Source organism: Ruegeria sp. HKCCA5763 (assembly GCF_013034545.1).
GTDB lineage: Bacteria > Pseudomonadota > Alphaproteobacteria > Rhodobacterales > Rhodobacteraceae > Ruegeria.
The window spans coordinates 381,853-404,440 of record NZ_WQGF01000001.1 but is presented as its reverse complement, the minus strand read 5'-3'; the positions used below and the strand labels follow the sequence as shown (position 1 = coordinate 404,440).

Annotated in this window: 25 protein-coding genes; 5 read left to right on the top strand and 20 right to left on the bottom strand. The window is 56.2% G+C overall.

Features of this window, described 5'->3' with window-relative positions:
- Positions 1-42 precede the first annotated feature (42 nt).
- The 4 genes from GOV89_RS02015 to GOV89_RS22670 form a co-directional block, all read right to left on the bottom strand.
- A complete protein-coding gene (locus GOV89_RS02015) occupies positions 43-984 on the bottom strand; it encodes an aldose epimerase family protein (protein WP_256368493.1) in 942 nt (313 codons plus the stop codon).
- Positions 984-2,441 (bottom strand): xylulokinase, encoded by a 1,458-nt coding sequence (gene xylB, locus GOV89_RS02010; protein WP_171237324.1) that lies wholly within the window; start codon positions 2,439-2,441, stop codon positions 984-986. The genes GOV89_RS02015 and xylB overlap by 1 nt, the downstream gene beginning before the upstream one ends.
- Before the next feature lie 289 nt (positions 2,442-2,730).
- Entirely contained in the window at positions 2,731-4,962 is a 2,232-nt protein-coding gene (locus tag GOV89_RS02005) for a CHASE2 domain-containing protein (RefSeq protein WP_371810098.1), read from the bottom strand.
- Between the two features lie 32 nt (positions 4,963-4,994).
- The gene (locus GOV89_RS22670; protein ID WP_217352128.1) at positions 4,995-5,990 is read right to left on the bottom strand and encodes a FecR domain-containing protein; all 996 of its coding nucleotides are present in this window, start codon (positions 5,988-5,990) and stop codon (positions 4,995-4,997) included.
- 514 nt (positions 5,991-6,504) lie between these two features.
- Between GOV89_RS22670 and GOV89_RS01995 the strand changes: the two genes are divergently transcribed.
- From GOV89_RS01995 to GOV89_RS01975, 5 genes are read left to right on the top strand one after another with little or no spacing between them, the layout of a single operon-like run.
- Entirely contained in the window at positions 6,505-6,939 is a 435-nt protein-coding gene (locus GOV89_RS01995) for a hypothetical protein (protein WP_171237323.1), read from the top strand.
- Complete coding sequence (locus GOV89_RS01990; RefSeq protein WP_171237322.1) at positions 6,936-7,601, top strand: MotA/TolQ/ExbB proton channel family protein; 666 nt, start codon at positions 6,936-6,938, stop codon at positions 7,599-7,601. Before GOV89_RS01995 ends, GOV89_RS01990 begins: the two co-directional genes overlap by 4 nt.
- A gap of 31 nt (positions 7,602-7,632) precedes the next feature.
- Positions 7,633-7,959, top strand: coding sequence for a biopolymer transporter ExbD (locus tag GOV89_RS01985; RefSeq protein WP_171237321.1), 327 nt, complete (start codon positions 7,633-7,635; stop codon positions 7,957-7,959).
- A 4-nt stretch (positions 7,960-7,963) separates the two neighbouring features.
- Positions 7,964-8,341 carry a biopolymer transporter ExbD gene (locus tag GOV89_RS01980; RefSeq protein ID WP_171237320.1) on the top strand — a complete coding sequence of 126 codons (378 nt, stop codon included), beginning with the start codon at positions 7,964-7,966 and terminating at the stop codon, positions 8,339-8,341.
- Positions 8,338-9,465, top strand: coding sequence for a TonB family protein (locus tag GOV89_RS01975; RefSeq protein WP_171237319.1), 1,128 nt, complete (start codon positions 8,338-8,340; stop codon positions 9,463-9,465). Before GOV89_RS01980 ends, GOV89_RS01975 begins: the two co-directional genes overlap by 4 nt.
- A 34-nt stretch (positions 9,466-9,499) precedes the next feature.
- Here the strand turns inward: GOV89_RS01975 and ureG are convergent, their stop codons facing one another.
- From ureG to GOV89_RS01895, 16 genes are all read right to left on the bottom strand, one after another.
- On the bottom strand, positions 9,500-10,129 hold the full coding sequence (gene ureG, locus GOV89_RS01970) for an urease accessory protein UreG (protein ID WP_171174955.1): 630 nt from the start codon (positions 10,127-10,129) through the stop codon (positions 9,500-9,502).
- A complete protein-coding gene (locus tag GOV89_RS01965) occupies positions 10,126-10,779 on the bottom strand; it encodes an urease accessory protein UreF (RefSeq protein WP_171237318.1) in 654 nt (217 codons plus the stop codon). Before GOV89_RS01965 ends, ureG begins: the two co-directional genes overlap by 4 nt.
- Positions 10,763-11,215: an urease accessory protein UreE gene (locus GOV89_RS01960; RefSeq protein ID WP_171174958.1), complete on the bottom strand. Its 453-nt coding sequence runs from the start codon at positions 11,213-11,215 to the stop codon at positions 10,763-10,765. Before GOV89_RS01960 ends, GOV89_RS01965 begins: the two co-directional genes overlap by 17 nt.
- A gap of 28 nt (positions 11,216-11,243) precedes the next feature.
- Entirely contained in the window at positions 11,244-11,468 is a 225-nt protein-coding gene (locus GOV89_RS01955; RefSeq protein WP_171174960.1) for a DUF1127 domain-containing protein, read from the bottom strand.
- A gap of 121 nt (positions 11,469-11,589) precedes the next feature.
- Complete coding sequence (gene ureC, locus GOV89_RS01950) at positions 11,590-13,350, bottom strand: urease subunit alpha (RefSeq protein ID WP_171237317.1); 1,761 nt, start codon at positions 13,348-13,350, stop codon at positions 11,590-11,592.
- Positions 13,325-13,657, bottom strand: coding sequence for an urease subunit beta (locus GOV89_RS01945; RefSeq protein WP_171237316.1), 333 nt, complete (start codon positions 13,655-13,657; stop codon positions 13,325-13,327). Before GOV89_RS01945 ends, ureC begins: the two co-directional genes overlap by 26 nt.
- Complete coding sequence (locus GOV89_RS01940) at positions 13,654-13,815, bottom strand: hypothetical protein (RefSeq protein ID WP_171174974.1); 162 nt, start codon at positions 13,813-13,815, stop codon at positions 13,654-13,656. Before GOV89_RS01940 ends, GOV89_RS01945 begins: the two co-directional genes overlap by 4 nt.
- A gap of 17 nt (positions 13,816-13,832) precedes the next feature.
- Positions 13,833-14,135 carry an urease subunit gamma gene (locus GOV89_RS01935; RefSeq protein ID WP_171237315.1) on the bottom strand — a complete coding sequence of 101 codons (303 nt, stop codon included), beginning with the start codon at positions 14,133-14,135 and terminating at the stop codon, positions 13,833-13,835.
- 1 nt (position 14,136) lies between these two features.
- The gene (locus GOV89_RS01930; RefSeq protein ID WP_253284497.1) at positions 14,137-14,835 is read right to left on the bottom strand and encodes an urease accessory protein UreD; all 699 of its coding nucleotides are present in this window, start codon (positions 14,833-14,835) and stop codon (positions 14,137-14,139) included.
- Between the two features lie 398 nt (positions 14,836-15,233).
- Entirely contained in the window at positions 15,234-15,686 is a 453-nt protein-coding gene (locus GOV89_RS01925; RefSeq protein ID WP_171236405.1) for a CoxG family protein, read from the bottom strand.
- A gap of 106 nt (positions 15,687-15,792) precedes the next feature.
- On the bottom strand, positions 15,793-16,605 hold the full coding sequence (locus GOV89_RS01920; RefSeq protein WP_171174978.1) for an XdhC family protein: 813 nt from the start codon (positions 16,603-16,605) through the stop codon (positions 15,793-15,795).
- Between the two features lie 12 nt (positions 16,606-16,617).
- Positions 16,618-17,805: a VWA domain-containing protein gene (locus GOV89_RS01915; protein ID WP_171237314.1), complete on the bottom strand. Its 1,188-nt coding sequence runs from the start codon at positions 17,803-17,805 to the stop codon at positions 16,618-16,620.
- On the bottom strand, positions 17,805-18,671 hold the full coding sequence (locus GOV89_RS01910; RefSeq protein ID WP_171174982.1) for a MoxR family ATPase: 867 nt from the start codon (positions 18,669-18,671) through the stop codon (positions 17,805-17,807). Before GOV89_RS01910 ends, GOV89_RS01915 begins: the two co-directional genes overlap by 1 nt.
- 101 nt (positions 18,672-18,772) lie before the next feature.
- A complete protein-coding gene (locus GOV89_RS01905; RefSeq protein ID WP_171174984.1) occupies positions 18,773-21,190 on the bottom strand; it encodes an aerobic carbon-monoxide dehydrogenase large subunit in 2,418 nt (805 codons plus the stop codon).
- Positions 21,187-21,681, bottom strand: a complete 495-nt coding sequence (locus GOV89_RS01900) for a (2Fe-2S)-binding protein (RefSeq protein WP_171237313.1) — start codon at positions 21,679-21,681, stop codon at positions 21,187-21,189. Before GOV89_RS01900 ends, GOV89_RS01905 begins: the two co-directional genes overlap by 4 nt.
- A gap of 12 nt (positions 21,682-21,693) precedes the next feature.
- Positions 21,694-22,527, bottom strand: a complete 834-nt coding sequence (locus tag GOV89_RS01895) for a xanthine dehydrogenase family protein subunit M (protein WP_171174986.1) — start codon at positions 22,525-22,527, stop codon at positions 21,694-21,696.
- Positions 22,528-22,588 lie beyond the last annotated feature (61 nt).

Genomic DNA, 22,588 nt, shown 5'->3' with positions numbered 1-22,588 from the left:
GCCAAAAGCCTATTGAAACTGCCGAAATCCGAGCTTTCATGTTCAATCCTCGACAATCTCAAGCTTAAGCTTCTGACGATAGGGTTTTTCCGGCGTGTAGATCACAGAAGGAAAGGCCGGATTGTTCACCGCGTCGGTGTATCCGGCGGGCTCAATACAAAGCGCCGCCCCGGGTCTGAAAGGATCAGACAAATGTGCTGCTGCATAGACCTGTGCGCCCGGTTGATCTGAATAAACCTTCATCTTTAAACCCGATGGCGTTTCGACTTCTGCAACAGGCATGGTCACGTCCCGTCCATCTTCAAACACAAAATAGTGGTCAAGAAAGCCAGCTTCTTGACCGATTACGCGACCGCGCGTGAAATCCAGGCTTTCTGCATCGGCTTTTAGAATGCGGCCGGTGGGTATGGCGTTTGCGTTCAATTCAAGAAGGGTTTTGGCATGTAGTTTGAGACGGCAATCGAGAATGCCCTGCGGGCAACCAAGTGAGTAATAATTGTGCTGCGCGATGCTGATCGGCGTGGGCCGATCCGGATGCGCCGTGATCGTATAGATCAGACACGGATAAGCCAGCTCCACCTTTATCACGAACTGGACTTCCGCAGGAAACCCGCCCTCACCATCAGGTGAAGTTATCGACAAAACCGCCTGATTTAGAGCAGTTTTCTCGACACTCCAATACTGATGGGACAGACCATCCCGACCGCCGTGTAGCGCGTTTTTGCCTTCGTTCGCCGTAACTCTGATGGCTTCACCCAGAAAATCGAACTGCGCCCCACTGACACGGTTGGCCAAGCGCCCGACGATTGCACCCAGGTAATATGGGTCCGTCAGATAGTCCTGCGGTGTGTCATAGCCCAGTATCAGTGGCGTTTGCCCCAACCACCACCCTTGGGTGATCGCACCATAGCTGAGCAATGAGGCGGACATGTCACCGTCTTCCAGCACAACCCGTTCTATGGTTGCTGAGCGTTGCCCCGCCATCAAGACGCGGAAAGCGGTGCCAACGCCGCATAGTATTGGCGATAAAGCTGATAGGCATTCTCATACCCGTCGCATAGCTCGGTCCTTGGCACAATGACTTCAGCCGTTTCCGGAGGGGTCATGACGCCCGCCGGGTCTGCCCCCCGTAATGCGCAGGCCGCCAGACGCGCTGCGCCGGTCGCGGCACCAAACTCACTCCCCTTGGGCAGAACAAGACGTGTATTAAGGACAGTCGCCAGTGTCTTTAGCCAGAACCGAGATCGCGCTCCGCCGCCCACAACGGTCAGGCTTTCTGGCGTGGTTCCCGTGGCCTTGAGCGCCTCAAGGCAATCACGCATGGCAAAGGCAACACCTTCCATCACGGATTGCGTCAGAGCCTTCGGATCCGTGGCGATATCCAGTCCAAGGAATGCGCCTCGGATGGCGCTGTCGTTATGCGGCGTCCGTTCCCCTGACAAATAAGGCAAAAAGGTCGTACCAGACGGCCCATTGATCTGATCCGGTAGCGCCGACGCCAACGCCCCAACGGGCTGTCCCAAGTTTCGAGACAGCCAGTTCAAGCTGTTTGTGGCAGACAGAATGACGCCCATCTGAATCCAACGCTCAGGCACGGCGTGACAAAAGCAATGAACCGCTGTTTCCGGCGCGGGTGCATAACTTTCTTTGGCCACCAGCAGCACACCAGAGGTACCCAATGACAGAAAACCCGTCCCCTCGTTAATGCTGCCAATACCGCAGGCTGCTGCTGCATTGTCGCCTGCGCCGCCTGCAACAATTACAGGCCCGGCCAATCCCCAGTTCTGCAATATCTCGGGCCGCAACTGCCCTCCGACAGCGTTGCCCTCAACCAGTTCTGGCATCTGATCGCGGTGCATGTGACCTTGCTCAAGCGCTGTGTCGGACCATTCGCGACTGCCAACATCCAGCCACGCGGTTCCGGCGCTGTCTGACACGTCGCTGATATACTCGCCCGTCAGCCACAAACGAAGATAATCTTTTGGCAACAGTACTTTGAAGACTTTTTCGAAGACCTCGGGCTCATGCCTGCGCACCCATTCCAGTTTAGGCGCGGTGAAACCCGGGAACACGATATTACCCGTGATCGCACGCATCCTCGCGGCACCGTCCAGATCAGCAGCCTCAAGCGCGGATCGCGTGTCGTTCCACAAAATGCATGGCCGTAATGCGTTTCCATCTTTGTCGATCAGTGTGGCACCGTGCATGTGCCCACTTAAACCAACAGCACGCACAGCGGAAAAAGCCGCGGCATTTGCCTTTCGCAATTGGGTAACCACTTTTTGGCAGGCCTCAATCCACTCACCCGGCACCTGCTCGGACCACCCGGAACGAGGTGTTGAGGTTTCAACACTTGCATCGGCCTCGGCCAGCACATGGCCGCCTTCATCAACGACAATACCACGGAGACCGGACGTCCCCAGATCCAGACCAAGATACACCTGTTCTCCCCCCTTCTTGCCTACCGTAGAGCTTCGTGACGCAGGCGGGCCTGCGCCGGGTCACTACTTACTTGCGGCAAAATAGTTTGCGCTAACGTATTACGCCAATTTCAAGAAAAGAGACACCCTATTGTGCGAAATTCAGCACGGCATGGACTTTCAGTTCGCAATACCGGCCACGTCACCGAAGAGACGCAACGCGCAAGGATGCTTTAACGTTAGCCCGCTAGGTCTGTTCTATTGAGTCACGACTGTCTGTGAGGGAACGAAACCAAGATCGCATCGCGGTCTACTCGGCCCCTACCCGCTGGTTGTACCTGGTGAACATGAGTTGACCCGATGGCATGTCCGATCTGAAATCAGCCGTTCTGCCAAGAAGCGCACGGTAAAACCGGCGGAGACCTGGCTCGATGTCTTCAGCCAGATCTTCGCAGCGCCGGCACAGTTCTTCGATCCTGCCCTGAGGGTGTCGGCTTTTTATCGCTGAAATCAATTCGCTGTGCAGAGAAGTAAGATCCTGGAACGCCCGCGCCTTCAGGACCGATTGATCCCCCACCAGAACAAACACAGGTTCGGGGTTGGCTTTACCTTTCAGATCAACACGCCCTGCCTCCAACAATGCCAGATCCGCTTGCCCCGCGCGGGAAACCCCGTTTGATACGACAATATCATAGTCAACCGCACGGCAACTTTGTTCAAGCCTTGCTGAGACATTCACGACGTCGCCGATAACAGTATAATTGAAGCGCTTTTCTGATCCGATGTTCCCAACGCACGCCTGTCCTGTGGCAATTCCTGTTGCCAAAGCAATGGGTTGCCTGTTTCGCATAATGCTGGACTCATTGAATTCTTCTAACGCGCTTCGCATCTTGAGCGCCGCGAATGCTGCACGGCACGGATGGTCTGCAACAGGGATTGGCGCGTTCCAGAAGGCCATGATCGCGTCACCAATAAATTTGTCGATCGTTCCGCGCTCGCGCAGGACCTGATCCCCAATTTTGGAAAACAGCGCGTTCAGAACGGAGACGAGCTCAGTGGCGGATGCTGTTTCGGACAGAGACGTAAAACCCCGAATATCCGAGAACATAACGGTGATTTCCTGGGTCTCTCCTCCCAGCTGCAATTGGTGGCCCGTACTTTCCATTTCATCGAGAATTTCAGGGGCAACGTAGTGCGAAAACACCTTTCGAATCTCACGCTTTTCGCGTTCGGTCGAAATGAACAAGTAGCCTGCCAACAGACCAAAATTCACCATACCCCCGATTAATGGGAAGGTCGCGTCAAACAACACAGACTGATTCTGAAAGACCAGCCAACTGATCGTCAGAACGGCAGCCGCGGCAATGCCACCAGCAATAAAGGAGGCAACAGCACCAAAAATGGACATGACAGCAATAACGACAAGTCCCAAAAGGGCAAAGGCAAGCAACTCCTGCGCCGCCGTTACATCAGACCGGCTCAGCATCTCTTGGGTCAAAACTTGCTCGATCATCTGCGCATGAATTGAAACACCTGGGACACTTTCGCCAAGCGCCGTTTGATGAATATCAAACAGACCGGCAGCAGATGTGCCCACGAGTATTATGCGGCCCTCGATTTCGGCCCGCAAAGACGGATCGGAGGAACCTGCCATGACATCGTTAGCCGAAATATAAAGGTCAGGTGTGTCACGCCGGTATTTCAGCCAAAGTTCACCGTTCTCGGTTGTTGGCATCCGGTAGCCCCCGACTTCAACAGCCAGCATGATGCCTGCTTCGTCTGACGCGCCTTCGGCAAAAATGGTGGTTTCCCCCAGTGCAACCCTCAGAGATTCGATTGCCAGACCTGGCATGGGCCCGTCCGGCCCGTCCCAAAGAACCGGCACGCGGCGCACGATACCAGTTCCACCAATGGGTGAGACATTGACGCCACCAATTCCTGCCGCAGTTCGGTCCAGCGGAGGCGCGATTGGCGTCCAATGAGGAACCGAAATCAAACCCTCTGCAGGGTTTTCCCCAAATTCGACAATTCCTGCTTTGGGCGTGATGGTTTTACCTTCCTGCGATAGACGCGCAGCGGCACCCAGAACAACTGGCCAATATGCTATTTCCATCCCAAGCAACACATCGTTGTCCAGCTTCTGGGCATGGTGCTCCACCGTCAAAATACCCTTAAGCGATGGATCGTTCAGAAGGCGTGATGGTGAATACCTGTCAGGCTCGGCGAAAAGCATATCGAAAGCGATGGCTGCTGCACCGTAGTCGCCCAGATTCTTCACCATTTGAGCGACCAGAGTGCGCGGCCAGGGCCACTGTCCCCAATTGGCCAACGCATCTTCATCGATATCCACGACGCGTATGGGAAGATCCGGATTGAATTCTCGCGGAGACAACCTTTGAAGCACATCGAAATAAACCAGGCGAGTCATTCGAACCGGGTAAGGATCCACTGCACGGATGAAACAGCCAAAGAGGATCAGGACCAGCCCAACAAGACGAAAGGCCCATCGCCCATTCTTGGTTTTACGTGTCTTTTCGCTCACACCATCCTCCGGGAAAGAGGAAAAACGCGCCGTCAATCAAAAACGTTTGTTGAGAACCCTTCTTCAGATGCCGTTCTATCGGTCGTTTCGTGATCCGGTTCTACGCGCTCTGGCTCCTCATGATCGATTTCTTCTCTTTCTGGTTCTTCCCGCTCTGGCTCCTCATGATCGATTTCTTCTCTTTCTGGTTCTTCCCGCTCTGGTTCCTCTCTTTCAGGCTCTTCTTGTTCCGGTTCCTCTCTTTCCGGTTCCTCTTGTTGCGGCTCTGGTCTTTCGGGCTCACTCTGTCCCGAAGTTGACGGGCTTGACGCAGGAGTCGCGTCTACGGTGTCCGTTCTTTCCCGCCGTTGCGGGGGCGCGTCGCGAGGCTCTGCCCTGTTTGGCTTGACACGACGTATGGGCGCGGCTTCTCCGGCGCAACCTTCAACTCTGACCTGTAACGGGGGCAACAGACCTTCCTGAGATTGAATGAAGGGAAAGCCGCTTTGCAAAGCCTGTTCGTATTGCGCCTGACTTGCAGGGCGCCCGACGGCTCCGCTTCCGCTTGTTGCGTACATGCTGCACTGACGCCCCGAAGATCTGCAGGTGCCCTGAACCCCACACATTCTGACCGTCCCCTCAAGCACAAGCATTGCGCTTTGCTGTTCGGAAACGACCCACATGTCGAAGGTTGTTCCGCGCACTGCCATTGTCGCCGAAGGTGTCGTGATTGAATAAGCGCGCTTTCGGCTTTTACCGGAAATGAACCGAAAGCTGCCGCCCAGCGCCTGAACTGCAAAGCTTTTGGCTTTGCGATTGCCGCGCAACAGGCTCACATCCAGCACCATGCGGGCGTTGGGACCAATTGCGATCTTAGTGTCATCCACAAAGACTATCTGGATCAAACCCGTTTGATCTGTGGTGATCGCATCTCCGGACTCGACATCCATACCAGAAACAACAGGCTGCGCTTTTCCTTCACGAACAAGCTGGGCGCCCTGCTTGGCGCTGATAACTTTTCCAATGTTGGCAACAGCTTGCAACGGCATGGTAACAACAAGGCAAAGAACCAATACAATCTTTAACCACGACAAAACCGAGCCCCTTCCCCCTTTGGGTCCTGATGTGTGCAAATCGCACTGTGCTCGATGATCGCCCCTGCAAAAGCATAATTTTTTGTTATTTTATGTGCAAAAAATATAGACAAATATGCGCCATTTCATGCGCGTTTAGCAAGTTTAATGTTCAAGTCACTATCAAACCATCGTTTCCCGCACCTCTGACACGGCAAGTGGATGGGCCTTTCTTGGTTGCCAAGCACGATAAAGTCTTACTTTTTCCGAGGCGCAGAAATGGCCAGGATCGGTGTTGCCGTGCACAGTTGAAATTCTGTTTGCGCCCCGTATCTCTTAGCTTGTGAAAGCACTCATCAACTTGCGCTGACGATCCTTTTACCCCACGACCCTTGGTTAGGCTTTACTTGACGAATGACTGGGTCGACAAACAAATAGGTCAACTGATCGTGCCGCCCCTGAAACGAGCGCAGCAAAACGGAGTAAGTTTATGTTTTCCAGTCGCATTTTAGCAGCGGCAGCGTTTTGCGCCAGCCTGTCGTCTACCGCGCTAGCGCAATCTGACACCAAACATGATGGCAAACTCTTCGTAGAACTGAATGCGGTCCAGGATGTCACCGGATCATGCAGGCTAACCTTTTTGGCCAAGAATGAAACCGGGCTTACGATTGATGGCGCGGTATTTGAAACCGTTGTTTTTGATGCCGAAGGTGGTGTTGTGACCTTGTCCCTGTTCGATTTCCGTGACTTGCCGGCGGACAGGCCTCGAGTACGCCAGTTTGATTTACCAAACCGAACTTGCGCCGAAGTTGGGCAGGTCTTGATAAACGGAACGAACTCTTGCCTGGTCGATGGCGCTGAAAGCCAGGTATGCGGAAAGACCCTGTCGCTGAGCAGTCGAGTAGCCATGGAGCTTTTGGGATGAGTCCTTTAACCGCACTTCGTGAGATTTTCGCACTTGGCGGGCCGGTCGTGGCGATCCTGATCGCGATGTCCGTGCTGACGCTGGCTGTCACTCTTTACAAACTCTGGCAATTTGCGGCCTGTGGTGTCGGGAGACATAAAGTGCTGTCCGAAGCACTTGCCGCATGGGACGCTGGCGACCAACACGCCGCCCGAGCAAAGCTGGCCGGTAGCAAAAGTTATCTGGCCCCTATTGTCGGCGCGGCGATGGATGCAGCGGGCGTAGCCGGAGCCGATGACAGACTGGATGCCGAAACCGGCCTTGTGCTTGCCGGGCTTGAGCGCGGTTTTCGCCTGTTGGACACTGTGGCGCAGCTTGCACCCTTACTGGGACTATTTGGCACCGTTCTTGGTATGATCAGCGCGTTTCAGAGCCTGCAGGCCGCAGGGTCGTCAGTGGATCCTTCGGTTCTGGCTGGCGGCATCTGGGTCGCCTTGATAACCACTGCGGTGGGGCTGGCCGTTGCAATGCCAACCTCCATGGTCTTGTCTTGGCTCGAAAGCCGCACAGCGCGCGAGCGTGTGTTTGCGGACAAAGCCCTGCGCACGGTTCTGGTGCCCGGGCCCTCGATCAATAGCGCAGCAGGTACCGCACGGGTTTCGGCTGCACCAGAACATGCGTAACACGGCACCATTTGTCCGGCGGCGGATGTCGATGACGCCCCTGATCGACGTGATCTTTCTGCTTTTGCTGTTCTTCATGCTGTCCTCGACTTTCTCGAGGTTCAGCGAGATTGAACTCAGCAGTGCAACCCAGGGCGCAGCAAACGAAACAACGACAATCGAACGCTTTTTTGTGCAGCTCGGCGCCGAGCGGGTCGCGCTGAATGGCCAAGTTACGTCGCTTGACGACTTGGACAGTCAGATTCAGTCCGGTCAGGTTTTTATCAGCCTTGATCCGGATACGTCCGCACAACGCCTTGTGGACCTTCTTGTTCGCCTGCGCGGGCGCGAAGGTCTCATGGTTAGAGTGTTGGAGTAAAAGAATGATCCGCCACATCCGAACCAGCCGAAACCGCGATTCAACCATCCCGCTGATCAATGTTGTCTTTCTTATTCTAATCTTTTTTCTGATCGCCGGCACAATAGCTCCTCCATTGGATCCGGACCTGGAATTGGTGAACACTGAAGATCTTGAAGGCCGTGAACCACCCGATGCGCTTGTTCTTCATCAGGACGGAACGTTGAGCTTTCGCGGCAGGCCAACAGACGCCGAAGCTTTCATGGCCGATCGAGAATCCGGGCCGGTGCGCATCGTGCCAGACAGAAATGCGTCTGCGCCCCGATTGATGGAAATCACCACCACCCTGCGCCGGTTAGGCGCTCCGTCGGTTTTTCTTGTGACAGAACAGGCCCTCGAATGATCAGGCGGTCTATCTTTGTCGCGATTCTCGCGATCTCGGTATCGCTGTTGATGCATCTCGCGGGCCTGAGCCTGACCGTGCCAAACCTGTCAAACCAAGCCGCAGGTGAAAGCCGTACAGATACTGTCCAACTGAGCAACAGTTTTGAAGAGTTTGCAGATGCCCGGCTTGAACCTGTCGAACCCGAACCGGCAGAGACACCACCCCCTCTGGAAGAACCGCCAATTGAGCCCAGAGAGGCCGAAGCCCCCACAAGCGACGCCCGTGTCGCGTCGCCCGACCCAAAACAGACCTACGCGCCCGATACCGGAGACTCCGCAATCATTCAGCCCAGAGCACCGGAAGAAGCGGTCACCGAACCTGTGGAACAGGGCCCGGATGATACCGGTGAAGCTGCGCAAACCGCAGGGTCTGACACCGTGACTGAAACGCCAGAAGCGCCCCCAGATCAAACAGCATCTCCGGTTGAACCGTCTTCGGTCGAAGATCCGGTATCAGAAGAACAGCTTGCCGCTTTGCCGGCAGAGCTATCTCCAATCGACCCGGAAAACGGTGAAACCGTCGAACCTGTAACACCCCAAGCAACCCAGGAACCGTTGGATGAGGAGGCAGATCTGCCCATCCCCGAAGCGGAAGCAGACGAAACCGAACAAGCGCTGGTTTCGTCGCTTCGACCACGGCCGCCCAACCGCGACGCGCAACCCGCCCAACCAAGAACATTGGAGCGTTTCAACAATTTTGACAATCTGCGCTTTCCAGAGCAGACGATTGAATCGCCGCTCTCTGCCTTCAAAAGAGAAGGTGTGGACGTCTTTCGACAAAGCAGAAGCAGCAATCGATCTGGTGGGCGCGGCCCAGGAAACTCGGATTCAACGAATTATGCCGGTGAGGTTCTGGTTCATTTAAACCGGGCCCCGATTGTCTATGTCGCAGCGCGCGGATATGCGCGCGTGTTTTTTGAAATCAGTCCCGATGGCACTTTGGCGTGGGTCGATATTGTCGAAAGCTCTGGCTCACCCGATATAGAGCGCGCCGCAAAGCAACAGGTTCGCACCGCCGCGCCGTTCCCGCGCCCACCTGGCGGCGTCAGTCGAAAACTGTCATTCTACTACCAGATTAGATGATTAGGTGGGCCTTTTAGCATCGTCTGTTACGCAGCTAACTGGCCCCTGACACTCTCAGACCTCCTGTCTGCTCCAACAAATCCACAATTGCGCCAACCCCTTTTCGATTGCGAAGTGACGAGAACAGAAAAGGTCTTCCTTTGCGCATCTTTTGCGCGTCTCGTTCCATAACCTCCAACGACGCACCGACATGAGGTGCCAGATCGGTTTTGTTGATTACCAGGATGTCCGACTTGGTGATCGCTGGCCCACCTTTTCTAGGTATTTCCTCGCCAGCAGCCACATCAATTACATAGATTGTAAGGTCAGCAAGTTCGGGGCTGAACGTCGCGGACAGATTGTCACCACCACTTTCAATCAGCACAACGTCCAGATCAGGATGACGCGCCTGCATTTCAGCGACAGCGGCCAGATTGATCGAGGCGTCTTCGCGAATTGCAGTGTGCGGGCAGCCTCCGGTTTCCACGCCAATGATCCGGTCCCTGGGCAGGACTTGCATACGCATAAGCGCTTCGGCATCCTCTTGTGTGTAAATATCATTGGTTATGACGCCCACTGAACAGACATCTCGAAGAGCTTCGGACAGTGCAGCGGTCAACGTGGTTTTTCCAGCTCCTACCGGGCCGCCAATGCCGACGCGAAGTGGGCCGTTCATATTCGTCATGTTCGGAATATCCTCGAATATTGTGTTTCGTGCTTCATGGATGCGATGTCCGTCAGAAACGCTGTTGAGCTCAGTTGATCCAAGCCAGCCTTTTGTGCCCTGCTAGCGATCTTCTCACACAATGGTGTAAGGGTGCGGATCAATCGCTGCGCGTCAGTTTGGCCCAAAGGAACTAGGCGCGTTGCGCAAGCTACAAGATTGCTGGCGAATGCTTGCAGAAACATCTTGGTCGTTAAAGACACGGGGAGATTCTGCCGACAGGCAGCTTGCCCTACACTGACCGGGTACGTAAGTTGGCGTAGATCCAACTTCCAGACATCTCGCGTCACATTTCCAAACGCCTGCCCCAACAAATCGGTCTCCATAAGCCGTTCGGATGACGCGCAGAAGGCCCGTGCGGTCGCATCGATGTTGACCAGTTCACCTTGTGTCCGCGCCCTGTATGCCGCGACAACAAACAACGCGTCATTCCACCCCGAGCCGTGCTCCAGCACATCCGAAATCCATTCTTCGGCGTCCTGTGAGCACGTGACACACCCTTCGTCAATCGCTGCCTCCAGGCCATGAGAATAGGCAAAACCCCCGACAGGGTACGCAGGGGACAGCCATTGGGCCAAGGTCAGGATATCGGTGTCAGTGGGTGTGGCCATGAGTCCGACCGTGACCATAAGCGCCACCTTCGGGTGTGAACGGTTGGTGCACTTCCTGCACCGTAGCCCCGATTTTCAAAAGCATGTCATTGATGACATGGTCGACCTGTATGAACAGGCGGTCTTTCTCGATTTGGCACGGTGTATGACGATTGCCAATGTGCCAGGCGATGCGCGTCAGGTCCGGGGCTGTCACCTGAAGCAAAGCTTCCGGCGCTGCCCGGATTTCCACCTCGCGCCCGTCATCGAGGATCAGCGCGCCTCCGTGATCTAACGACGTTGTCTGCGCCAGATCGATCAATATCTGCTCGCCACTTTCGCATGTCAGAACCTTGCGACGCAGGAACCGATCATCATAGGTCAGGTACAAGCTGTCCGCCGGGTCGCTGTGCGTGTGACCCGAATACTGACGCGCGGTACACAGAAGGGCAGTCATGCGATCCCCTCCTCAGCACCGGAAACAGTCAGAGCCAGATAGAATCCGCAAATACCTGATGCACAATCCGTTCGCGCGTAAGGCCGCGCTTTTTCAGTTCTTCGTCGCTGAGCGATTGCAAGTAGTTGACTTGCCGCACGCGCGATTGCGCTTCGGCCAAGCTCATTAGAACTGAAAAGATTGATGACCCGATGGATGCGATCAAGCCACGCAGCGAAATCCGTGCGTGCGTCTGAGTTGCTGAGTCTGCCATTTGGACCCTCGTAATCGTTGGTCCTCCCTTGGGTTTGAATATTTGTCATATCGGCCTCATTGAGTAGTGCATGTTTGCTCATGGCTCCGTTGCGCGCGCTGCAACGCAGCACAATTCTTAGTCAAAACAAAAAATAGCGTTGCGCCATTGGCAGCACTTCAGCGGGTTGGCAGGTCAATAATTCGCCGTCTGCCCGCACCTCGTAGGTTTCCGGATCAACCTCGACATGAGGTGTCGCACTGTTCAGCAGAAGGTCCTGTTTGCCGATCTCCCGTGTGTTCCGTACAGCCACGGTTTGCTTGGCTAATCCCAGTGTATCACCGATCCGATCCTCCTGCGCGGCCTGCGAGACAAATGTGATCGCGGAATGTTCAACCGATCTCCCATAGGCGCCAAACATCGGGCGGCTATAAACAGGTTGCGGTGTAGGGATCGAAGCGTTGGGATCACCCATTTGAGCGCAAGCAATGGTACCACCCAGCAAAACTATCTCGGGCTTCACTCCGAAAAAGGCTGGGTTCCACAGGACCAGATCGGCACGCTTGCCTTCTTCGATGCTGCCGATTTCGTGGCTCAGTCCATGCGCAATGGCCGGGTTGATAGTGTACTTTGCAATGTAACGCCGAACACGAAGATTGTCGTTGTCTCCGGTTTCCTCGCTCAGACGCCCGCGTTGTTTCTTCATTTTATCGGCGGTTTGCCACGTACGGATCAGCACCTCGCCCACGCGGCCCATTGCCTGACTGTCAGACGCGATGATCGAGAAGGCGCCCATATCGTGCAGGATATCCTCGGCCGCGATGGTCTCTCGCCGGATACGGCTTTCGGCAAAGGCCACGTCTTCGGGAATGGATTTGTCAAGGTGATGGCATACCATCAGCATGTCCAGGTGCTCTTCAACCGTATTGACGGTGAAGGGGCGTGTTGGGTTGGTCGAGGATGGCAGAACATGGTTCTCGCCGCAGATCTTGATGATGTCTGGGGCGTGGCCGCCACCTGCACCTTCGGTATGGAAGGCATGGATCGTTCGGCCTTTCATGGCAGCCACGGTATTTTCTACAAAACCAGATTCGTTCAGCGTGTCGGTATGGATCATCACCTGCACGTCCATCGCATCCGCAACCGAAAGGCAGCAGTCGATGGCGGCAGGGGTTGTTCCCCAGTCCTCGTGCAGTTTCATCGCGCAAGCGCCTGCCTTGACCTGTTCCTCCAGCGCCGCTGGCAGTGAGGCGTTGCCCTTCCCCGCGAAGGCCAGGTTCATGGGAAAGGCATCCGCCGCTTGCAACATCCGGCCGATATGCCAGGGCCCCGGCGTGCAGGTGGTCGCCAGAGTGCCATGTGCAGGACCGGTGCCACCACCAAGCATGGTCGTCAGGCCGGAATGCAGCGCATCTTCGATCTGCTGGGGGCAAATGAAATGAATATGACTATCAAACCCGCCTGCCGTCAGGATGCGCCCCTCGCCTGCGATGGCCTCGGTCCCCGGGCCGATAATGATGTCTACACCCGGCTGCGTATCGGGGTTCCCTGCTTTGCCGATTTTGGCGATCCGCCCGTCCTTCAGCCCCACATCTGCCTTGTAGATACCGGAATGATCAACGACCAGAGCGTTGGTGATCACCGTATCAACAGCCCCCTGAGCACGCGTGACCTGAGATTGCCCCATCCCGTCGCGGATTACTTTACCGCCGCCAAACTTGACTTCTTCGCCATAGACGTCTTCGCGGTGACCCGTTTTGCTGAACCGCGCGGCTGTCGCGCGATCCACAATCAGATCTCTTTCCACCTCGATAATAAGATCGGTGTCGGCCAACCTAACCTTATCACCCACAGTTGGGCCGAACATGGCGGCATAATCACTCCGGCTGATCTTGCCCGGCATCTTTCAAAGCCCCCATGATGTGCATGTTAAAACCATAAATGTGCCGCCGCCCGTCATAAGGAACCAGCATCACTTCGCGGGCCTGACCCGGTTCAAATCGAACGGCCGTCCCCGCAGGAATATCCAGCCGCATCCCCAAAGCTGCATGGCGATCAAAATCCAGGGCAGCGTTCGCCTCGGCAAAGTGGTAATGGCTGCCGACCTGTACTGGCCTGTCACCTGTATTGGCGACCATAACAAGGCGACTGCTGCGCCCGGCGTTCAGCGTCAGTGAGCCGTCGGCCGGAATGACCTCACCCGGAATCATTTGGTCAGCTTGGTCAGCAGCGCGATGAGAGCAAAAGCAATCAAAGCCAGCCCAGCGCCCAACGTGGCATAGTCGGTTGGGTGTGCGTGAATATGCGTGCCAGTGTGGGCTATTGCCGGGCCAGAAAGAACAAGGGCGGGAAAGAGCATGCGGATCATAACGCGTTCCTTTTTTACTATCGAATGGGATTGTGGACGGTGACAAGCTTGGTTCCATCGGGAAACGTTGCCTCGACTTGTACTTCGTGGATCATCTCTGGCACGCCTTCCATACAGTGTTCCCGGCTGATGACTTCAGCCCCGGCTTGCATCATGTCAGCGACCGATCGACCATCGCGCGCACCTTCGACCACGGCGTCCGTAATCAGGGCGATGGCTTCGGGGTGGTTCAGCTTAACGCCGCGGGCCAGTCTCTTGCGGGCAACTTCCGCGGCCATGGCGACCAACAGCTTTTCTTTTTCACGTGGGGTCAGGTTCATGTCAGAGCATCCAGCATCGGGGTAATGTGCCTTTGTTCAGTTGCCGCAAAACCGGCATCAAGGTACGGCGCAAGGCAAAGCTGTTTTCAGCCAGGGCGCGAACAATCAGCAGTTCGTTTTTTATAAGTGTCGCCCCTGCCGTATCCGGCAGCATGTCGCGAACCGGACCCAAATGAGCTTCCACAGCCTTCGAGGCAAATACGATCAACGCCATTGCCCCAGCGCCGTTTGCGATATGCGGCTTGGACAGATGAGCGTTCAAGTCGCCTGAAAACCGTATCGCATCCAGAAAAACCGGACCTTTTTGGCGGTGCATCTCGATCCGATCACTGAGACGGATTTTGCTGAGCCGCTCTCCCATCGCCGCGCGCCCGAAGACCAGCGGCTCGACCATCAACAACTCAGCTTCAGGAGCTAAATCAATCTTCAGCCGACGCTCCAACGCGCTATCGTTGAACAGGATCGTCTCTTGCGGCAACCAATTCACACGAGCGCCAGACTGAACTGTCAGGTGGTTGGTAATCTGGCCGATTTCTTCAGGCTGCGCTTTGTAGACACGTTCGCAAGCCTGCGTTGTCAGCGTCAGCGTAGTGCCTTCTGCAGCTTTGCCTGAAAACCGAAATCTATCGCCCCCGGTCACTCCACCGGCCGTGTTGAGAAGAACCGCCTCCAAATGCGGCGTTGTGGTTCTTGGGAACAAGCACTTGAAGGACCCGGAATGGTGAAACCTGTCTAATACACTCTTAGCGCCCAGCAGCTTGGTGCTTAGGTTAACTGAACCAGCGGCGCGTGGTGGGTTCGCACTTTGCGCGGGTTTTATAACAGCAGCTTGAGTAATAAGGCACCTTTGGAAGACCTGTTGGTGCCATCTGTTTCCTTGCTGACGCGCCGAAACGCCAATTTGCACCGTCGCAGAATGCCTAGTTTCGCGTCATCCGATCAAATATTAACCGAATGCACGCCCGGCGGCCTAAAATTTAAGCAGATTCACCCTATAAATGAATGCGTCTCACCCTAAACCCGCAAGTCGCACTGCGTTGCGGAAGTCGAAAGGACCGCCGCAACGCAAAGCACGTTCGTTAAGTTTGGCCGCTGCGCTTAGCCAACGTATTGATCGGCAACAACTTCCCCAAACCTGTCAAAAAACTTGACCGAGAGTTTTTTGGCAGTTCCTGAGATCAACCTGCTGCCCAGTTGTGCAATTTTACCGCCAATTGCGACCTTGGCGGTATAAGACAGCACTGTTTCTTCCCCATCAGCCACAAGAGAGACATCAGCGCCACCATTTGCGAAACCCGCGGCTCCTCCCTTCCCTTCTCCACTCAACGAGAACGCATCAGGCGCTTCTGAATTGTCCAGCGTAACCTCGCCATTGAATCGCGCCTTAACGGGGCCGATTTTCAGCACAACTTTGGCCTCAAGATGCTCAGGTGAATGCTGGATAAGCTCTTCGCACCCAGGAATGCATTCGCGCAGGACATCCGGGTCATTCAGCGCGCGGTACACTACGTCTCGGGGCGCAGAGATGCGAATTTCGTCATTTAGCTCCATCTGAGGATCCTTTTCTCAACAACATCTTGGGAAAACACGAAGTGCCACCTCGGTCGCTTCTTCCGGGGTCGAATCCGGTTTTGCAGCCCGGAAGGACGCCAACCAGTTAAGCCATTTTTTCTTCATGCGAAGTCTCCTCGGATTTATCTGAGTTCCGCCAAAGGATAATTTCAGCAAGGATCGACAGGGCAATTTCGTGTGGGTCGATCGCATGGATGTCCAAACCGGCAGGCGACTTGAGCCGCTTGGTTTGTGCAGAACTCAAACCTTGCGCTTCCAACCTGTCGCACAACACCTCAGCCTTTCGGTGGCTCGCAACCATTGACACACGGCGCGCCGGTGTCTCGAGCGCGGCTTTCAATGCGGCGCCATCACCTTTTCCCTGCGAAGCGACCACTGCGAAATCGCGTGGCTCAACACCCAAAGCGCTTAAGTTTTTCGGATCGAAACTGGTAAAATCCACTTCACTCTCAGAACCTTCGGGCAAGCAAACACGCAATCCGATAAGCGCTGCGTGCTCTGCGAGGGCATGGGCAATCGGGGACTCTCCAAAGATGATCAAACGCGGCGCATGCTGATACGGCTCAATCAGCAAGTCGACCGTTCCACCCGAAGGGCAACCGCTCTTGAAGGTTTCCACGCCGTCCGGGTCTGTCATTGCCACCACCTTGTCCGAGGGTTTCACGCGGATCATTTTCGGAAAGCCACCTGTAAGTGCTTCCTGAGCTGATGCCCGTACAACGCGCTGCACACAGGCTCCACCCAGATGTCCCAATATCCGACCGTCTCGCGTGACTACTGCCTTGCCGCCCGCCTTGGCCGAGGTCGCGTCGGCGGTGCGAAGGACAGTTGCCACGCAAAAAGCGTCCCCCTGCTGGCGCAGCTGTTCAATCGTGTCGAAGATGTCGAAACCTGCCATGGTTTTATCCTTTCACAGTTTTCGGAATTCAGGTTCTAGTGCCGCCAGTGCTTCAAGCGTGTTGGCAGGAAGATGCGCGTCCAGATACGGCTCTGCGGCCTTCATGGCAGCGGCAATGGGCTGGTAATCTTTCCATCCTTTAAGCGGATTCAGCCAAACCACCCGCCGTGCCTTGCGTCGGACCCGCGCCAATATATGCCCCAAAGCCGCAGGCGACGAGCTGCAATAACCATCCGAAAGGATCAATACCACCGTCCGCCCGTTCAGGGCACGGGCACCGTATCCATTCAAAAATTTTTCAAGGCTACCCGAGATGTCAGTACCGCCGCCAAACCCTTCGGCCATCAGCGACAATCGGCCAGCCGCGCGCAGCGTGTCGTGATCGCGCAGTACATCCGTCACCCGCATCAAATGCGTATGAAATAAATACGCATCCGCTTCGGCTCCGCTGCCAATCAACCCCTTGAGAAAGGCAAGGAAAACTCGCGAATAAACTGTCATCGAACCGCTAACGTCACACAAAGCCACGATCCGCATAGGGCGTGGCGGGCGAGCACGACGGTAAAGATCAATCGGCTCACCACCCCTCGCAAGGCTGGCGCGTTGAATACGGCGCATATCCAAAGCCGGGCCGCGCATCGCAAGTTTGCGTCTGCGCGAGCGACGGTCCCGGATGGCTCGCGCGATGGCGGTTGCCGCCTGTTCCGCTTGCTTCAACGCGTCTTCATCCATCAGCTCACGCAAATCCCGACGCGACAGGTTAGCCGTACGGGTTGCGATCAGCCTCCCGTCTCTCCCCAAGGCCTCCCCGTCGCCAGGATCAGGTTCTTGCGCCTGATCCGTGCCGGTTTCCGCCTCCCGAGCGTCTTGGCTTTGCTGCTGCCAAATCATCGGCTTTGTGGATTGAACCCGCACATGAGCCGTGTGGGCAGTTCCAGTTCGGTGCTTGCCTGTATTTAACCAGTAGGCATCGAACAAGTCCTCGAAGCGACGCCAATCGTCAGCGTCGCCTGCCAGCAATACACAAAGCGCCCGCTGAGCCTGTCTGACATCCGTTGCGTCAACTGCTGCCAGAGCAGCCAGCGCGTCTCCTGTCTCAGCAGATCCCACACGCATCCCGTTCATGCGCAAATGTGCGATGAAACCGGACATGCGATCCGACAAACCAGATGCGCGGGAGGGAAACCGAGTGACTTGCATCAGGCGACTTTCCCGATCAGGCGATCCATGACTTCGGGCGGCGCGGCATCGTAGTCAGCGGCAGTTTTCAGAAGACACACAAGGGTTGCCTGAACCTCTTCCTTAGACTGCGCCATGTCGTTGACACCCAATCCTGATAGCGCGGCTGCCCAGTCCAGCATCTCGGCGATGCCGGGTGTCTTTTCTAAGTCTTCCTTCCGCAAAGCCTGCACGACCCCGATGATCTGACGCGCAAGCCGCCCTTCGACGTCAGGCATGCGCGCATTCAGGATCGCCATTTCAGTTTCTCGCGATGGGTAGTCGAGGAAACTGTAAAGACAGCGACGCCGCAGCGCGTCGGACAGATCTCGTGTCCCGTTGGCCGTCAGGATTACAATCGGGCGCGAACGCGCCTTCAGGGTGCCGAGTTCGGGGATGGTGATCTGAAAGTCTGACAGAATTTCAAGCAAGTAGGCTTCAAACTCTTCATCGGCCCGGTCGATTTCGTCGATCAGCAGAACCGGCGGATCTTCTTCGCTGATTGCCTCCAGCAATGGACGCTTCAGCAAGTAATCATCGGTGAACAGTTGCGCCTCGCTGGTGCCTCCGCCAGCCTCGCTTGCACGAATGGCCAAAAGCTGACGTTGGTAGTTCCACTCATAAATGGCGTGACTGGCGTCCAGCCCTTCGTAACACTGCAACCGGATCAATCGCGTCTCACGTTGAGCCGCAAGAGCCTTGGCAACCTCGGTCTTGCCGACACCCGCAGGCCCCTCAAGCAGCAACGGACGACCCAGCGTCTGCGCAAGATGCAGGGCCATGGCCAAACGATCATCGGCAACATAGCCCTGTGCGGCCAATCCGTTCTGAACGTCAGTCAAAGTCAAAACCAGGATCCAATCTTCATCTGGCCAAAAATACCTCGGGGGTCCGAGGGGGCAGAGCCCCCTCGCTTTGGTCGGGCCGGCGCCAGCCGGTCCGGACCATTTCACCCATGCATCCCAAGACCATTGGCGATCTTCCAGATCCGCCAGTGGTCGTGCGGCATGTGGCTTTGCACCAACCCAAAGGGCCGGAACGCATCATGCACCGCGTTCGAGAAGCAAGGAACGCCGCCCACGTTCGGGCTTTCACCCACTCCTTTTGCACCAATCGGATGGTGCGGGGACGGTGTCACCGTATAGTCGGTGATATAGTTCGGTGTCTCCCAGGCGGTTGGCAGGAAGAAGTCCATCAGGGTGCCTGTCTTTACATTGCCCATCTCATCATAGGCAATTTCCTGGCCCATCGCGATCGCCAGCGCTTCGGTTACACCACCATGGACCTGCCCGTCGATGATCATCGGGTTGATCCGCGTGCCGCAATCGTCCAGCGCATAGAACTTCCGCACTTCCCATTCGCCGGTATCCACGTCAATTTCCATAACGCAGATATAGGCCCCGAACGGATAGGTCATATTCGGCGGGTCGTAGTAGCTGACGGCTTCCAGCCCCGGCTCCAACCCCGGGATGGCCTGATTATAGGCGGCGAAGGCGATTTCTTTCATGGTCTTGAACCGCTCGGGCGCGCCTTTGACAGCGAACCGGTCCACATCCCATTCGACGTCGTCATCATGCACCTCAAGCAGATAGGCAGCAATCATCTGCGCCTTCGCGCGGATCTTGCGCGCGGCCATAGCCGTCGCCGCCCCAGCCACAGGCGTGGACCGAGAGCCATAGGTCCCAAGACCATAAGGCGCGGTGTCCGTGTCGCCTTCCTCCAGCGTGATATCGTCGGCGGGCAGGCCGATCTCGCTGGCGATGATCTGGGCAAAAGTCGTGGCATGGCCTTGACCCTGACTGATCGTCCCGAGCCGCGCGATGGCTGAACCCGTTGGATGTATGCGGATTTCGCAACTATCAAACATACCCAGCCCAAGAATATCGCAATTCTTGACCGGCCCGGCCCCGACAATCTCGGTGAAATGTGTCAGGCCAATCCCCAGCAGCTTACGGGTCTTGCCAGCTTTGAAGTCCTCGACCCGCTGCGCCTGTTCGGCCCGCAGACCGTCATAGTCTACGGCCTTCAACGCCTTGTCCCAAGCGGTGTGATAATCGCCCGAGTCATACTCCCAGCCCAGCGCCGACTGATACGGGAACTGATCGGCCTTGATAAAGTTGATCCGACGCAGCTCGGCCGCATCCATGTTCAGCTTGATGGCCAGAACCTCGATCATGCGCTCGATGAAATAAGCAGCCTCGGTCACACGGAACGAACAGCGATAGGCCACGCCTCCCGGAGCTTTGTTGGTATAGACACCATCGACAGCAAGATACGCGGTGGGGATGTCATAGGAACCGGTGCAAATATTCATGAATCCAGCTGGAAACTTGGTCGGGTCGGCACAGGCATCAAACCCACCGTGATCGGCGGTTGTATGACACCACAGCCCGGTGATCTTACCATCCTTGGTGGCTGCGATTTTGCCCTGCATCCAGTAGTCGCGGGCAAAGGCGGTGGACATCAGGTTCTCCATCCGGTCCTCGATCCACTTCACCGGCTTACCGGTGACAATGGACGCCACGACCGAGCAGACGTAACCCGCATAGGCGCCGACCTTGTTGCCGAATCCGCCGCCGATATCAGGACTGATCACGCGGATATTGTGTTCGGCCAGACCCGAGATCAGCGACACAACCGTCCGGATCGCATGGGGTGCCTGGAACGTACCGTAAAGCGTCAGCTTGCCGGTCACCTTGTCCATCGAGGCCACACAGCCGCAGGTTTCCAGCGGGCAAGGGTGCGTGCGGTGATAATAGACCATCTCCTCGGCCACGACATCAGCCTCGGCCAAAATAGCCTCGGTTGCGTCTTTGTCGCCCTGCTCCCAGGTGAAGATATGGTTGTGATGCTTACGCGGTCCGTGCGCGCCTTCTGTCTGGCCTTCAAGATCTTCGCGCAGGACAACGTCGGATTTCAGCGCCTCGAACGGGTCGGTCAGAACGGGCAGTTCCTCGTATTCGACCTCGACCAGTTCGGCTGCATCTGCGGCGATGTAGCGGTCTTCGGCGACGACATAAGCAACTTCCTGGCCCTGGAACAGCACTTTGCCATCGGCCAGTACCATCTGCTTGTCACCTGCCAGCGTCGGCATCCAGTGTAAACCCAGAGGTGCAAGATCCTCAGCTGTTAGTACGGCGACAACGCCGGGTACCGCCAAGGCTGCCTCTTTGTTCACGCTGACAACGCGGGCATGTGCGTAGGGGGAGCGCACAAAGTCACCGAACAGCATGCCGTCAAGCTTGATATCATCTACATAGTTGCCCTTGCCTTGGGTAAAGCGCACGTCCTCGACGCGTTTGCGGGCGCAGCCCATACCTTTGAGGTTGGCGGCGCGTTCTTCGGGGGTCAGAGTCTGGTCGTTCATTCCGCGGCCTCCTTCTGAGCGTTCAGCATGTCAGCCGAAGCTGAGATCGCCTTGACGATGTTCTGATATCCGGTGCAGCGGCACAGGTTTCCGGCCATGCCAAAACGGATTTCTTCCTCGGTCGGATTAGGGTTTTCCTGCAACAGACGATGCGCGCGGGTGATCATGCCCGGCGTGCAGAAGCCGCATTGCAACCCGTGATGTTCGCGGAACATCTCTTGTAAGACGCCCAAGCTGCCATCATCATTGGTCAGCCCTTCAACGGTGGTAATATCTGACCCGTTCACCTGGGCCACAAAGGTGGTGCAGGACTTGACGGATTTGCCATCGATATCAACGGTGCAGGCCCCACAATGGCTGGTCTCGCAACCGATATGAGGGCCGGTAATTTTCAGATCTTCCCGCAGGAAATGGATCAACAACGTGCGCGGTTCGGCCAGACCTTCGACCTCTTTGCCGTTCACGGTGAGTTTGACGTGCATTTTCGACATTGCTTTCTCTCCTCACCCTGCGCGGCTTTGCGCACGGTCGATGGCGCGGCGCAGCATTACGGCGGCCACGTGTTTCTTGAATTCAACGGGTCCTCGATTATCGGCGACGGGATCGATCGCATCTAGCATAGCGGCAACGCAGCCCTCGACGTCACCACCTGCGAGAGCGGTGCTCGCGTCTGCGGACCAAATGGGTGTGTCGGCCAGATTGGTCATTGCAACCGAAGCGGTTCCCTGCCCAAACATCACCGCGGCAGCGGCCGTCGCATAGTCGCCAATCTTGCGCTTTTGCTTTTCATAGGCTTGCCCAACGCCGGCAGCGGGAACAGGTATTGAAATCCGGGTCAGGATCTCTTCATCTTCGCGCGCAGTGAAATATGCGGCCTCATAAAAATCACGGGCGGCTACGCTGCGGTTGCCGTCAGGCCCCGACAGTTCGAACGTGGCATTCAGGCATTGCATCAAACCCGGCATGTCATTGCCAGGATCCCCATTGGCCACGTTGCCACCAACGGTGCCCATGTACCGCACCTGAGGATCGGCGATCTGCAAAGCAGCTTCGCGGATCAAAGGGATTGCCGAGGCCAGACCGTCATGCGTAATCATCTCGTGCTGCGTCACCATCGCCCCCAAGGACACCGTGTCGGAACCGATCTTGACCCCTTTGAGTTCGTCGATAGCCTGCAAATCGACAAGATGGCCCATCTCGGCCATGCGCAGCTTCATCATCGGGATCAGGCTGTGCCCGCCCGCGATCACGCGCGCCTCATCTCCGTGCTCCTGCAAAATGCCAATGGCCGAGGCGATGTCGCCTGGCCGGTGATACTCAAAACCGGCTGGTATCATGTTTTTCCTCCCTGGGTCCGAGCGATATGCCTTGGGGGACCTGGGGAAAGGAGAGAGCTAT

Bases quoted from the DNA above. Each gene is read 5' to 3' on its own strand.
- GOV89_RS01945 (WP_171237316.1), bottom strand. From the start codon at position 13,657: ATGATTCCGGGTGAGGTCATTCCGGCCGACGGCTCACTGACGCTGAAC.
- GOV89_RS01965 (WP_171237318.1), bottom strand. From the start codon at position 10,779: ATGGCCACACCCACTGACACCGATATCCTGACCTTGGCCCAATGGCTG.
- GOV89_RS01900 (WP_171237313.1), bottom strand. From the start codon at position 21,681: ATGTCGAAAATGCACGTCAAACTCACCGTGAACGGCAAAGAGGTCGAA.
- GOV89_RS01995 (WP_171237323.1), top strand. From the start codon at position 6,505: ATGTTTTCCAGTCGCATTTTAGCAGCGGCAGCGTTTTGCGCCAGCCTG.
- GOV89_RS01905 (WP_171174984.1), bottom strand. From the start codon at position 21,190: ATGAACGACCAGACTCTGACCCCCGAAGAACGCGCCGCCAACCTCAAA.
- GOV89_RS01925 (WP_171236405.1), bottom strand. From the start codon at position 15,686: ATGGAGCTAAATGACGAAATTCGCATCTCTGCGCCCCGAGACGTAGTG.
- GOV89_RS01960 (WP_171174958.1), bottom strand. From the start codon at position 11,215: ATGACTGCCCTTCTGTGTACCGCGCGTCAGTATTCGGGTCACACGCAC.
- GOV89_RS01940 (WP_171174974.1), bottom strand. From the start codon at position 13,815: ATGATCCGCATGCTCTTTCCCGCCCTTGTTCTTTCTGGCCCGGCAATA.
- GOV89_RS01935 (WP_171237315.1), bottom strand. From the start codon at position 14,135: ATGAACCTGACCCCACGTGAAAAAGAAAAGCTGTTGGTCGCCATGGCC.
- ureG (WP_171174955.1), bottom strand. From the start codon at position 10,129: ATGACGAATATGAACGGCCCACTTCGCGTCGGCATTGGCGGCCCGGTA.
- GOV89_RS01975 (WP_171237319.1), top strand. From the start codon at position 8,338: ATGATCAGGCGGTCTATCTTTGTCGCGATTCTCGCGATCTCGGTATCG.
- GOV89_RS01920 (WP_171174978.1), bottom strand. From the start codon at position 16,605: ATGGCAGGTTTCGACATCTTCGACACGATTGAACAGCTGCGCCAGCAG.
- GOV89_RS01985 (WP_171237321.1), top strand. From the start codon at position 7,633: ATGACGCCCCTGATCGACGTGATCTTTCTGCTTTTGCTGTTCTTCATG.
- GOV89_RS01990 (WP_171237322.1), top strand. From the start codon at position 6,936: ATGAGTCCTTTAACCGCACTTCGTGAGATTTTCGCACTTGGCGGGCCG.
- GOV89_RS01915 (WP_171237314.1), bottom strand. From the start codon at position 17,805: ATGCAAGTCACTCGGTTTCCCTCCCGCGCATCTGGTTTGTCGGATCGC.
- ureC (WP_171237317.1), bottom strand. From the start codon at position 13,350: ATGCCGGGCAAGATCAGCCGGAGTGATTATGCCGCCATGTTCGGCCCA.
- GOV89_RS01980 (WP_171237320.1), top strand. From the start codon at position 7,964: ATGATCCGCCACATCCGAACCAGCCGAAACCGCGATTCAACCATCCCG.
- GOV89_RS01955 (WP_171174960.1), bottom strand. From the start codon at position 11,468: ATGGCAGACTCAGCAACTCAGACGCACGCACGGATTTCGCTGCGTGGC.
- GOV89_RS22670 (WP_217352128.1), bottom strand. From the start codon at position 5,990: ATGCCGTTGCAAGCTGTTGCCAACATTGGAAAAGTTATCAGCGCCAAG.
- GOV89_RS01895 (WP_171174986.1), bottom strand. From the start codon at position 22,527: ATGATACCAGCCGGTTTTGAGTATCACCGGCCAGGCGACATCGCCTCG.
- GOV89_RS02015 (WP_256368493.1), bottom strand. From the start codon at position 984: ATGGCGGGGCAACGCTCAGCAACCATAGAACGGGTTGTGCTGGAAGAC.